The organism is Janthinobacterium sp. 344, assembly GCF_900112025.1.
GTDB lineage: Bacteria > Pseudomonadota > Gammaproteobacteria > Burkholderiales > Burkholderiaceae_D > Janthinobacterium.
In genome coordinates this window covers 1154129-1166332 of sequence record NZ_FOKL01000001.1, presented here as the reverse complement: position 1 = coordinate 1166332, position 12204 = coordinate 1154129, and the positions used below count along the sequence as shown (strand labels likewise).

General features: G+C 64.0%; 12 protein-coding genes and 1 other RNA gene. 6 read left to right on the top strand and 7 right to left on the bottom strand.

Features of this window, described 5'->3' with window-relative positions:
* Window positions 1–79: 79 nt before the first annotated feature.
* Entirely contained in the window at window positions 80–1165 is a 1086-nt protein-coding gene (locus BM193_RS05240) for a FecR family protein (protein ID WP_217638411.1), read from the bottom strand.
* Between the two features lie 8 nt (window positions 1166–1173).
* Entirely contained in the window at window positions 1174–1692 is a 519-nt protein-coding gene (locus BM193_RS05235) for an RNA polymerase sigma factor (protein ID WP_175533147.1), read from the bottom strand.
* Between the two features lie 182 nt (window positions 1693–1874).
* On the opposite strand from BM193_RS05235, the gene BM193_RS05230 reads away from it, so the two are divergent.
* On the top strand, window positions 1875–3506 hold the full coding sequence (locus tag BM193_RS05230; protein ID WP_092795924.1) for an alpha-D-glucose phosphate-specific phosphoglucomutase: 1632 nt from the start codon (window positions 1875–1877) through the stop codon (window positions 3504–3506).
* 53 nt (window positions 3507–3559) lie between these two features.
* Here the strand turns inward: BM193_RS05230 and BM193_RS05225 are convergent, their stop codons facing one another.
* On the bottom strand, window positions 3560–5098 hold the full coding sequence (locus BM193_RS05225; RefSeq protein ID WP_217638410.1) for a POT-type proton-dependent oligopeptide transporter: 1539 nt from the start codon (window positions 5096–5098) through the stop codon (window positions 3560–3562).
* 117 nt (window positions 5099–5215) lie between these two features.
* Window positions 5216–5773, bottom strand: a complete 558-nt coding sequence (locus BM193_RS05220) for a GNAT family N-acetyltransferase (RefSeq protein WP_092795921.1) — start codon at window positions 5771–5773, stop codon at window positions 5216–5218.
* A gap of 74 nt (window positions 5774–5847) precedes the next feature.
* Here BM193_RS05220 and BM193_RS05215 point away from each other — a divergent pair, with 74 nt between their 5' ends.
* Window positions 5848–7107 carry an MFS transporter gene (locus BM193_RS05215; protein WP_092795920.1) on the top strand — a complete coding sequence of 420 codons (1260 nt, stop codon included), beginning with the start codon at window positions 5848–5850 and terminating at the stop codon, window positions 7105–7107.
* Between the two features lie 6 nt (window positions 7108–7113).
* Here BM193_RS05215 and BM193_RS05210 read toward each other — a convergent pair whose 3' ends face one another.
* The 3 genes from BM193_RS05210 to groES all read right to left on the bottom strand — a co-directional run bounded on the left by BM193_RS05210 (window position 7114) and on the right by groES (window position 9806).
* On the bottom strand, window positions 7114–7590 hold the full coding sequence (locus BM193_RS05210) for a hypothetical protein (RefSeq protein WP_254785841.1): 477 nt from the start codon (window positions 7588–7590) through the stop codon (window positions 7114–7116).
* A gap of 225 nt (window positions 7591–7815) precedes the next feature.
* Complete coding sequence (groL, locus tag BM193_RS05205) at window positions 7816–9465, bottom strand: chaperonin GroEL (protein WP_092795918.1); 1650 nt, start codon at window positions 9463–9465, stop codon at window positions 7816–7818.
* A 50-nt stretch (window positions 9466–9515) separates the two neighbouring features.
* Window positions 9516–9806: a co-chaperone GroES gene (gene groES / locus BM193_RS05200; RefSeq protein ID WP_010400979.1), complete on the bottom strand. Its 291-nt coding sequence runs from the start codon at window positions 9804–9806 to the stop codon at window positions 9516–9518.
* A 525-nt stretch (window positions 9807–10331) separates the two neighbouring features.
* Between groES and BM193_RS05195 the strand changes: the two genes are divergently transcribed.
* The 4 genes from BM193_RS05195 (at window position 10332) to ssrS (ending at window position 12188) form a co-directional block, all read left to right on the top strand.
* Complete coding sequence (locus tag BM193_RS05195; RefSeq protein ID WP_092795916.1) at window positions 10332–11078, top strand: hypothetical protein; 747 nt, start codon at window positions 10332–10334, stop codon at window positions 11076–11078.
* A 156-nt stretch (window positions 11079–11234) separates the two neighbouring features.
* The gene (locus BM193_RS05190; RefSeq protein ID WP_092795915.1) at window positions 11235–11498 is read left to right on the top strand and encodes a DUF904 domain-containing protein; all 264 of its coding nucleotides are present in this window, start codon (window positions 11235–11237) and stop codon (window positions 11496–11498) included.
* Window positions 11498–11809, top strand: a complete 312-nt coding sequence (locus BM193_RS05185) for a cell division protein ZapA (RefSeq protein WP_034747344.1) — start codon at window positions 11498–11500, stop codon at window positions 11807–11809. Before BM193_RS05190 ends, BM193_RS05185 begins: the two co-directional genes overlap by 1 nt.
* Window positions 11810–12010: 201 nt before the next feature.
* Window positions 12011–12188: non-coding RNA, 6S RNA (gene ssrS, locus BM193_RS05180), on the top strand.
* The last annotated feature ends 16 nt before the right edge of the window (window positions 12189–12204 follow it).

Genomic DNA, 12204 nt, shown 5'->3' with positions numbered 1-12204 from the left:
CAGGTTAATTTGTTATCGATTCACCTGGTAGACGCGGCAAGCGGGCAAATCCTCACCTGCGAATGCGACTTATTTTTATTTATTGTTGCTGCAGCTGCATGGCCGGCGCCTGCGCGGGGGCTTGCGGCGCCAGGCTGATGGTGCTGGTGGTGCCGCTGCGCGTGATCCGCACGGGCAGCAGCTGGGGCAGGGCGGCGGCGAAGCGGTCCAGCTGGGTCAGGCTGAAGCTGCCGCCGATGCGCAGGCGGGCGACGGCCGCGTCGCGCACGACGAAGCCCGTATCGCCATAGCGCTCGAACTCGGCCAGCGCCGCGCCCAGCGGCACGTTGTCGAAGGTGATCCGGCCTTCGCGCCACGGCGCCACGCTGCCTGGAGCCAGGCTGGCGATGGCGGACAGGTGGCCGCTGGCATCGCTGCTGACGCCCTGGCCGGCGCGCAGGTCGACCAGCTCCTGCCGCGCACCGGCCACGCGCACATGGCCATGCTGCACGGCCACGCGCAACTGGCCGTCGTGCGCCAGGGTGTTGCGCACGGCAAATTGCGTGCCCACCACCGTCACCGTCAGGGGGCCGCTCAGCACGTCGAAGGGCTGGCCCTGCTTCGATTGCACCTGGAACAGCGCTTCGCCTTGCGCCAGGCGCACTTCGCGGCGCTGGCGGTACAGGGTGACGTGCAATTGCGTGGACGTGTCGAGCTGCACCTTGCTGCCGTCGGGCAGCGCGACAGCCAGCCGCTGGCCCCGCTGCGTGGCATACGCCTGGCTGAACACGGGTTGCTGCCACCACTGGTAGCCGCCCGCGCCCACGCCGAGCAGCAACATGGCGGCGGCCGCATACGGCAGGGCGCGCAGAAGCGGGCGGCGGTGGGATTGCGCTGGCGCGGCGGGCGGCACGGCCCAGCGCGCGGCCACGTGCGGGGGAATCCTGCGCGCCGCGCCGTGCGCGTCCTGCAGTTGCGCATACGCGCGCGCGTGGGCCGGGTCGGCCGCCTGCCAGGCGGCAAATGCGGCCTGGCCTTGCGCATCGAGGTTGTCGCGCCGGCTGAACCAGCTTGCCGCCGCCAGCGCCACGTGATCTTGCGTGGCGGCAAAGTCGGCGTACTCGCGCAAGTCCGCCTGCTCCTGGGCGGAGGGGCCGAAATCGTGGCGGGGCGGGCGGGCGGTCATGGGCGCCATTATGTGGCTTCCCGCAAAGAATGCAACCGCAGCAACTGCGCCTGGCAACTGAGCATGCCGCGCGCGATGTGTTTTTCCACCATGCTCACGGAAATGCCCATGCGCGCGGCGATCTGCGCGTGCGGCAATTCCTCGAACAGGTGCAGCACGAAGGCGTCGCGGCAGCGCGGCGGCAGGGCGTCGATGGCGGCCACGCAGGCTTGCCAGTCCTGGCTGTTTTCCAGCGCCTGTTCCGGCTGCAGGTGCGGCGGCGCGGCCGGATGCGCCGCCTCCGGCAAGGCGTCGAGCGCATCGTGCTGGCGCAGGACGGCCCGGCGGTGCTGGTCGATCATCAGGTTGCGTGCCGTGTGATACAGCAGCGCGCGCGGTTCGCGCACGGCTGGCGCGCCCGGCGCTGAACTGTCCTGCACGCCCAGCACGCGCACGTAGCTTTCCTGCACCAGGTCCAGCGCCGCCTCGCGGTTGCGCAGGCCGCGCCAGCAAAAATTGAGCAGTTCTTGGTAGTAGCGTGCGACCACGGCGTCCGATGGGTTGGTGAATCTGCAGCCGGGTGTGGCGCATATGAGAATGATTCTCATTATATGGCATGCCATGGCATTTGGCGATGCCGCGCCAGGTGCGCTGCCGCACCGTGGCAGGCGTACAACGCTTTGCCGCGGGGCCAGCATGCGCTAACATATGAAGTTAATATGGAGACAACATGGCTATTCAAGTAATCAATTCGGCGCCGATGGCCGGCCAGCGGCCCGGCACGTCGGGCCTGCGCAAGAAGGTGGGCGTGTTCAGCGAGCCGCAGTACCTGGAAAATTTCGTGCAGAGCGTCTTTGACACGCTGGGCGACTGCCGCGGCCAGACCCTGGTGCTGGGCGGCGACGGCCGCTATTACAACCGCGCGGCGATCCAGACGGTGCTGCGCATGGCGGCCGCGCACGGCTATGCGCGCGTGCTGCTGGGGCAGGGCGGCATCCTGTCGACGCCGGCCGTCAGCTGCGTGATCCGCAAGCATGGCGCCAGCGGCGGCATCATCCTCTCGGCCAGCCATAATCCTGGCGGTCCCGATGGCGATTTCGGCATCAAGTACAACATCGCCAATGGCGGCCCGGCGCCCGAGAAGATCACCGAGGCCATGTATGCGCGCACGCAGGCCATCACCGAATACCGCATCAGCGACGCCGCCGACATCGACCTCGATACCCTGGGCACCGTGCGCATCGAGCAGATGGCGGTCGAAGTGATCGATCCGGTGCTTGATTACGCGGAACTGATGCAGCAGCTGTTCGACTTCGACGCCATCCGCACCCTGTTCGCGGGCGGCCTGCGCCTCTGCTTTGACGGCATGCACGCCGTCTCCGGCCCGTATGCGACGGCCATCCTGGAAGGCATGCTGGGCGCGCCCAAGGGCAGCGTCATCAACGGCGTGCCGCTGGAAGACTTCGGCGGCGGCCATCCCGACCCGAACCCCGCCAACGCGCACGAGCTGATCGCCATCATGGCGGCCGAGGATGCTCCCGATTTCGGCGCCGCCTCGGACGGCGACGGCGACCGCAACATGATCGTCGGCCGGCGCTTCGACGTCACGCCGTCGGACAGCCTGGCGATCCTGGCCGCGAATGCCACCGTGGCGCCCGGCTACCGCGCCGGCTTGAAAGGCATCGCCCGCTCCATGCCCACCTCGGGCGCGGCCGACCGGGTCGCCAGCGCGCTGGGCATCCCGTGCTACGAAACGCCGACGGGCTGGAAGTTCTTCGGCAACCTGCTCGACGCGGACATGGCCACCCTGTGCGGCGAGGAAAGCTACGGCACGGGCTCGAACCACGTGCGCGAAAAAGATGGCCTGTGGGCCGTGCTGTTCTGGCTTAACCTGCTGGCGGAGAAAAAGCAATCGGTGGAAGCCATCGTGCGCGCCCACTGGGCCACGTATGGCCGCCATTACTATTCGCGCCACGATTACGAAGACATCGACAGCGCCGGCGCGCACCAGCTGATGGACGCCGTGCGCGCCCAGCTGGCGGCCCTGCCGGGGCAGTGCCTCGACGCTTACACGGTGGCGCTGGCCGACGATTTCAGCTACACGGATCCCGTCGACGGCGCCGTGGCGACGCAGCAGGGCATCCGCATCATCATGACGGATGGCGCGCGCATCGTGCTGCGCCTGTCCGGCACGGGCACGCAAGGCGCCACCCTGCGCCTGTACCTGGAGCGCTATGAGGCCGATCCCGCGCAGCACGCCATCCCGACCCAGCAAGCGCTGGCCGGACTGATCGGCGTGGCGGAGCAGGTGGCGCAGATACGCGCACGCACGGGGCGCGATGCGCCGACGGTGACGACGTAATAAAAAAGGGCGCCCGAGGGCGCCCTTCTGCATTGCGACAGGTCAAGCCGGCATCATGCTTTTGCCGGGATGGCCGCCTGGCGGTAGTTGTCGACCATCTTGTAGCGCTTCGCGTACAGGCCGAAGGCCAGCATGGCGACGGCGGCGAAGGCGGCGAAGAAGAACATCTGGAAGGCCGTCACGCTGATGCCGCTCTCGGCGATCTTGCCGATCACGCCCTCGTTCATGACGCTGCGGTTGACGATCAGCACCCACAGGTTGCCGACCGTGGTCGACAGGTTCCAGAAGCTCATGATGGCGCCCTTCATCGAGACGGGCGCCTGGCTGTACGCGAACTCCAGGCCCGTGGCCGAGACCAGCACCTCGCCGAACGTCAGCAGGGCATACGGCAGGATCTGCCACATGATGGAGACGGCATTGCCGCTGTCGAGCGCCAGCTGCAAGAGGCCAATGACGATCCACGCCAGCGAGGAAAAGCCGATGCCGGCCGTCATGCGGCGCAGGGCCGTCGCTTCCAGGCCGAAGCGGTTGAGCATCGGGTACAGCACCAGGTTATTAAACGGGATCAACAGCATCACCAGCATCGGGTTCAGCGCCTGCATCTGCGCCGGCAGGAACCAGCTCGGTTTTTCCATGGTGTTGGCCTGCACGATCCACGTCGAGGCCTTCTGGTCGAACAGCGAGAAGAACGGCGTGACGAGGGCGAAGATGACGAGGATGCGCAGCACGGCGCGCACGCCTTCGACGGCTTCGTCCGGGTGGATGCCGCGCGCGCGCTCCAGCTGCATGGCCGTGCCGATGCTGCCGAAGGCCAGCAGCAGGACCAGCGCCGTACACGCGGAAATCACGAAGCCCCATTCGGGAATGCTGTAGAACGCATACAGGGCGCCGATCACGCCGACATACGCCACGTACAGGCCGGGACGCGAGCCGCCGTCGACGCGGGCCAGCAGGGCGGTGCGCGCCACGCGGGTGAACGAATCGGGATTCGGCGGCGCCGGCGGCACGTGCACGTATTTCTTCGCGCCCATCCAGAAGACGATGGTGGCGGCCAGCATCATGACGCCGGGGATGCCGAAGGCGATCGACGGACCGTAGTCGCGCAGGAACATCGGCATCAGCAGCGAGGCGAAGAAGGAGCCGAAGTTGATGATCCAGTAGAACAGGTCGAACACCAGCTTGGCCTTGTGCTTGTTGGTCTGGTCGAACTGGTCGCCGACGAACGAGGCGACCAGGGGCTTGATGCCGCCGGAACCGAAGGCGATCAGGAACAGGCCGAAATAGAAGCCGTTGACGCTGTTTTCAAAGATGGCCAGGCAGGCATGGCCGGCGCAATACACGAGGCTGAGCCAGAAGATGGTGTTGTACTTGCCAAAGAAGCGGTCGGCCAGCCAGCCGCCCAGCAGCGGGAAGAAATACACGCCGATGACGAAGGTATGGAAGACGTGCTTGGCTTCGCCCGTGCGCTGGTCGATCGGGATCATCAGCAGCAGGGTGCTGATGAGGAATGGCGTCAGGATGTTGCGCATGCCATAAAAGCTGAAGCGTTCGCAGCCTTCGTTGGCGATGATGTACGGTATTTGCCGGGGCATTTTACCCGTGGCGGTGTGTGTCTCGGCCGATGACATTGGCTCTCCCCAAGTATTTTTTGTAAGCCGCGATGCTAAGGCCTGTTGCGCTTGCTTGCAACAGAAAAAACGGCCCCTGGTCTATTTCGCAAGGAATTGTAAGGTATTGATTTTCAGAAAGACATTATTTGGCGTAGTTGCGATGGCGGGGCGCGGCAGGACGCATTGCATTTGCAGCATGCCATCCGATGCCGATGCGTCCGCCAGCACGAAACCGCAGCCCAGGTACAGGGTGAGGGCCGCGTGGTTGTCCTGCGCCACGGCGAGGCGCACGCGGGCCAGCTCGGGGATGCCGCAGGCGTGCGCGAGGGCCGCTTGCACGAGTTGCCGTCCGGCGCCGTGGCCGCGCGCGGCCGGCGCCACGTACACGCCCCACAGGCTGGCCTTGTCATGCACCACGGCGATCGGTTCGCGGCGCAGGCCGGCAATACCGGTCAGTTGCGCATCCGCGAAAGTGCCAAACATTATTTGGTGCGCGGTGGCGTGCAGGCGCTGGGCCATCTGTGCCAGGGGCACGGCGCTTTCCGCCGCCAGCGTGGTGCAGAAGCTGGCCGGCAGCTCGGCGATGCCGGCCAGGCGCAGGGCGCGGTAGGCGGCGGCGTCGCCGGGCGTCAGGGGGCGGATGGAAAAAGAGGGCATGCTGGCGAGTATCGGGCCAGCACGCGGGAAAGTAAACCTTGCCGTCCAGCGTCGCCCTCCTTAAGATCTGCCGCATGCGACCCGTACCGAACCCCTCCCCAGACAGTGCTGCCGGCGCGGCCCTGACGCCGGCGCGCGAACGCGCGATGCTGTGGCTGCTGGCGCTGACGCAATTTACCGTCATCATGGACTTCATGGTGATGATGCCGCTGGCGCCGCAGCTGATGCAGGCGTTTCACATCGGCCCGGCCGCCGTGTCGGGCGCCGTCTCTGCCTATGCCTGGTGCGCGGGCTTGTCCGGCCTGCTGGCGGCCACGTATGTCGACCGTTTCGACCGCAAGAAGCTGCTCTTGACCATGTTCTGCCTGTTCACCTTGTCGAACCTGGCGTGCGCGCTGGCGCCGAACTTCCATGTGCTGCTGTGGTCGCGCGCCTTTGCCGGACTGACGGGCGGCGTGCTGGGCGCCATCGTCATGGCCATCATCGGCGACGTGATTCCCGCCGAGCGGCGCGGCGCGGCCACCGGCATCGTCATGACCTCGTTTGCCATGGCGGCCGTGGGCGGCGTGCCCATCGGCGTGGTGATGGCCGCGCATTTCGGCTGGGCGTCGCCGTTCTACCTGCTGGTGCTGCTGTCGTTCCTGATCTGGTTCGGCGCGGCGCGCGTGCTGCCCTCGCTGACGGCGCACATGGGCGCGGCCGCGCCGCTGCGCCAGGTGCTGCCGAACCTGCTGGCGCTGTTCCGCGAGCGGCGCCACCTGCAAGCGTTTCTCTTGTCGGTGGTGAACATGACGGCGGGCATGCTGCTGATTCCCTTCATTTCGCCCGTACTGGTGGGCAATATGGGCCTGGCGCCGGCCGACGTCACCTGGGTCTACCTGGCGGGCGGCTGCGCCACGCTGTTGACGGCAAGGCGCATCGGACGCTGGGCGGACCGTGCCGGCAAGCAGCGGGTGTACCGCTGGGTGGCCCTGGCCTCCATCGTGCCCATGCTGCTGATCACGCACTTGCCCCGGCTGCCGCTGTGGGCGCTGATGCTGGTGTTTCCCCTGTTTATGGTACTGGTCTCGGGCCGCACGATTCCGCTGCAGGCGCTGCTGACGACGATACCGGAGCCGCGCAAGCGGGGCGCTTTCCTCAGCGCCAATTCGGCCCTGCAAAGCCTGGGCAACGGCCTGGGCGCCTGGCTGGGCGGACTGACCCTGCAAACGGACGCGGCTGGCCACATCAGCGGCTTCGGCATCAACGGCTGGCTGGCGGCGGGCTTGTCCCTGCTGACGGTGTGGTGGGTGGCGCGCGTGCGCGGCGCGGCGCCGCAGGGGGCGCCGGCGTAGGGGGAATTACTGCGTGGCGATGCGCTGCATGGGCGCGCTGTCCTGGCGCCACTGTTCAAGACTCAGCAAGTCGCCGCTGACGACGTCGTCGACGAGGATGCGCTTGCCGTCGGGCGAGACGACGAAGCTTTCCCAGCGGTGGGCCGCCTCCGGCGTGCTTTCAAAAAAGCTCAGCTGGTAATAGGCGGCGCCATCGACGAGGCGCGTTTCCGGCGTCGTCTCCATCACGGCGCCATGCGCGCGTCCGCCCGAGGCCTTTTCGATGTGCGCCGACCAGGCCTTGATCTCCGGCAAAGCCAGCAGCGCATCGACGGCGCGCGCATGTTGTTCTGCGCCGGCCGTCCGGCTGCTTGCGGGCGGCGCCTTGCCGTCCTGCGGCACGGACTGCTGCTGCAAGTAAAAAGCGCCGAGTCCGGCGGCCAGCAAGCCGGCCAGGATGCCGGCGATGATGGCGGTTTTGGAAGAAGAGGCGCGTGGCGGCATGGTGTATGAAGGTGTCGGAAGGGTGGACGATGGCGGCCATGCTAAAGCAAAACGGGCAGGCGGGCAATCGTTGGAATTGTCAAAAAGAAAGATAAAAAAAAGCCACCTTCCGTAGAAGGTGGCTTGCGGGGGGGCGCCGTCAGGTGCTGGCAGCTTTTGGCCTGCCAGCCCGGTCCGGCGCAGGCACTCGCGCGCGCCGTCGCCTGCGCGCGCGAGCGCCGGACATTACATCATGCCGTCCATGCCGCCCATGCCGCCCATGCCACCCATGCCGCCGCCCATGCCGCCAGCTGCCTTGTCGTCAGCGATTTCGCAGACCATGCAGTCGGTCGTCAGCATCAGCGAAGCGATCGAAGCGGCGTTTTGCAGCGCCGAACGGGTCACTTTGGCTGGGTCCAGAACGCCCATTTCCACCATGTCGCCATACGTGCCGTTGGCCGCGTTGTAGCCGTAGTTGCCCGTGCCAGCCAGTACGGCTGCCACGACGACCGATGCTTCTTCGCCAGCGTTTTGCACGATCATGCGCAGTGGCTCTTCCATTGCGCGCAGGACGATCTTGATACCGGCGTCCTGGTCAGGATTGTCGCCCTTGACCGTGATGTTGGCGCGTGCGCGCAGCAGGGCTACGCCGCCGCCTGGCACGATGCCTTCTTCCACGGCAGCGCGGGTCGCGTGCAGTGCATCTTCCACGCGGGCTTTCTTTTCTTTCATTTCGACTTCGGTGGCTGCGCCAACCTTGATCACGGCAACGCCGCCAGCCAGTTTGGCGACGCGCTCTTGCAGTTTTTCACGGTCGTAGTCCGAGGTTGCTTCTTCGATCTGTACGCGTACTTGTTTCACGCGTGCTTCGATCGAGGCAGCTTCGCCGGCGCCATCGATGACGATGGTGTTTTCCTTGCCCACTTCGATGCGCTTGGCTTGGCCCAGCTCTTCCAGCGTGACCTTTTCCAGGGTCAGGCCGACTTCTTCAGCGATCACCTGGCCGCCGGTCAGGACAGCGATGTCTTCCAGCATGGCTTTGCGGCGGTCGCCGAAGCCTGGTGCTTTCACTGCGCAGGTTTTCAGGATGCCGCGGATGTTGTTCACCACCAGGGTCGCCAGCGCTTCGCCTTCGATGTCTTCGGCGATGATCAGCAGTGGACGGCCAGCTTTCGCGACTTGTTCCAGTACCGGCAGCAGGTCACGGATGTTCGAGATTTTCTTGTCGCACAGCAGGACGAATGGATTGTCCAGGACGGCAACTTGCTTTTCCGGGTTGTTGATGAAGTAGGGCGACAGGTAGCCGCGGTCGAACTGCATGCCTTCAACGATGTCCAGCTCGTCGTTCAGCGACTTGCCGTCTTCTACCGTGATGACGCCTTCCTTGCCGACTTTTTCCATCGCTTCAGCGATACGCTCGCCGATCGAGTAGTCCGAGTTGGCCGAGATCGCGCCAACCTGGGCGATTTCCTTGGTCGTGGTGCAAGGACGGGCGATTTTCGCCAGTTCTTCGACGGTCGCTGCAACGGCTTTGTCGATACCGCGCTTCAGGTCCATCGGGTTCATGCCGGCGGCAACGAACTTCATGCCTTCGCGCACGATGGCTTGTGCCAGCACGGTGGCGGTGGTGGTGCCGTCGCCGGCGTTGTCGCTGGTGCGGGAAGCGACTTCCTTGACCATTTGCGCGCCCATGTTCATGAGCTTGTCTTTGAGTTCAACTTCTTTCGCTACCGACACACCATCCTTGGTGACGGTAGGGGCGCCGAACGAACGCTCCAGGACCACGTTGCGGCCTTTCGGGCCCAGGGTCACTTTGACTGCGTTGGCGAGGATATTGACGCCTTCGACCATCTTGGCGCGCGCTGCGTCGCCGAATACTACTTCTTTAGCTGCCATGTTCAATTCTCCAGAAATTGCGGAATGAGTTATCTAAAACGTGGAAACAATTACTTGACGACGATCGCCATGATGTCTTCTTCGCGCATGACCAGCAGCTCATCGCCGTCAACTTTGACGGTTTGGCCGGCGTACTTGCCGAACAGGACGCGGTCGCCCACTTTGACATCCAGAGGACGGACTTTGCCGTCGTCGAGAATCTTGCCATTGCCTACGGCAAGGACTTCGCCTTGATCCGGTTTTTCAGCAGCTGCATCAGGAATGATGAGGCCGGACGCAGTCTTGGTTTCCTGGTCGAGGCGTTTGACGATGACGCGATCGTTCAATGGGCGCAGATTCATACAAAACTCCTTAAAGTTCAATGGATAAGTGTTGCTGAATGAAACCATGCCTGGCACAGCGCCAGACCTGCCTTCAGTGACCGCCGTTGAAAGCAGCCCGCAACGTTCAAGCAAACCTCATGTCATCCTGTCCTTGCCTGTATCCGGCAGTGGTGCATCGCGGCGTCGCCCGCCGCGTAGCGTTCCCTGCAGTGGTCTGGCAAGCACCATCATTTCCTGAGGATTGCTACGAAAGAGTTTGTTAGCACTCTCTACTAACGAGTGCTAATTATAGGGACGCTAAGGGTCAACTTCAAGGGCTTATTCAAAGGGAACATATAGATAGATGCAGAGCAGAGCCTGCATCTGCACTGGGTTTGCGCTGGCGCAAGCCTCGTTCCCGGGCGTCAGCAACAGCAGCGACTCTAGCATGCCGTCCGGAGAGGGGGCGTTCCTGTACGCGCAAGAAACAGAGTTTTGCTATGGACTTTGATAAGATGATTGGAATTGCATATCAATATCACCACTTGCGCCAGAAAGCCCGCCATGCCATTCACGCTGCCCCGTCCCGCCCTGCGCCTGATCGGCGCCACCGTCATCGGTTTCGCCTGCCTGGGCCATGCCGCCGCGCAGCCTGCCACGATTCTCGACGAGATCACCGTGGCCACCCTGACGCCGCTGGAAAAGGAAATGCTGCTCAACGACCTGTTCAACGACTTGAACAAGGACGACGACGACCAGGAAGCGCACGTGTGGAACAACGGCGGCGATAGCGGCGTGCTGGTGAAGGTCACGTATCACTTCAGCAACTCCGGCATGACGGAACACAGTTTCAAGGCGCACCTCTGCCGCGACCTGAAATTCGTCGTCACGGCAGGCGGCAAGTCGCAGGACCTGAGCCGCCGCACCTGTTCGCAGAACAGCGGCAACTGGGACGTGCAGGGCAAGGATCCGGCGCCCGTCGCGTATGCGCCCTTCCTGTCCGACGTCACCATCGCCAAGCTGAATGCGAAGGAACAGAAATCCTTGCTGACGGCCGCCGTGCGTACCTTGAAAGATGAGGAGGATGGCAAGACGCGCCAGTGGAGCAACAAAGGCTTGGGCAATGCGGTGCCGCTGGCAGTGCGCCTGACGCCCTCGGGGACGGACGCCAAACCTGGCAGCTACCGCCAGACTTGCCGCGACTTGACGATGGTGCTTGACGGCAAGGGGGGACAGCAGACGCTGACGCGCCGCTCTTGCGAAAACCGCTATGGCGGACTCGATATCGAACCCGATTACGTCGACGAGTAAAACGCTGCCATCGCGGCGTTGGCGGATGCGCGCACTTGGCGAAAAGCGCCGGAAAAAGTGTGTATTGTCCGCCAACTGCCCTGCATTGATGTAAATATGTGTGACAGCGGCGTGATTCGATTGACGCCCATGGAGCGTCCGCCCTATAGTGGCGGGATGATTTCCGAATTCAACGAATTATCCGACAAAATAGGCCTGCTGGCCGAAATGACCCATGCGCTGCGTCGTGAAAACGCGCAACTGCGCAAGGACAATGCCGCCCTGTCCGCCGACAATGCGCAGTATGCGCAGCGCATGCGCGAGGCGCAGGAGCGCGTGGAAGCCTTGCTGGAAAAAATCCCGGAACTGGTGCAGGCTGGCCTGGAGCAAGCCGCCTCGGAAGCCGGTGCCTACAGTGCCGAGAACGAGAAGGAAGCGTAATGCCGCGTGTCGATGTGAATATCATGGGCCAGTCCTACAGCATGGTGTGCCGCGATGGCGAAGAGCGCGCCTTGCGCGAAGCGGCGATCTACCTGGACAGCAAGATGAAGGCCATCCGCGACGCGGGCAAGGTCAAGGGCAATGACCGCATCGCCGTGCTGGCCGCGCTGGGCGTGGCCGCCGAATTCCTCTCCGTGAAGTCGCCGCAAGGACCGCTGTCGGAATTGACCATCCTGGAAGTGAAGCAGAAAATCTCGGCCATGCACACCGTCCTGGACAGCGCATTGACGCCCCAGGAAAACCTGTTTTAAACACCGGACCAAACCTGCTGCGCGTCGCCACTTGCGGCCCGCGATGCTCGCTGCCTCGGCGGCCCCGTGCAAGCACGGCTGCGCTTCTTGGCCACAATTCATCGCCGCTCGCTAAGGCTTTGTTCGGTGTTATTAATGGGATTTTAAGCGGGCACGGTACGATTTGTCTTTGCGATGCGCGATCAAAGGAGTAAACTTGCGTCTACCCTGCGGTGTTCGCGATTGCCATATATTCCTTGAACCATTTATGCGCATCGGTTGCGAATTTTGTTTGATGGGAGTGAGCGTCGCTCGTTCGACGAACCCGAAATTGAACTAACGTGACCACCTTGAACCGTTTGGTTCGGGATGCCGGCATAGCGGCACAGGCGGGGCCCAATTTGCAGTACAAAAAC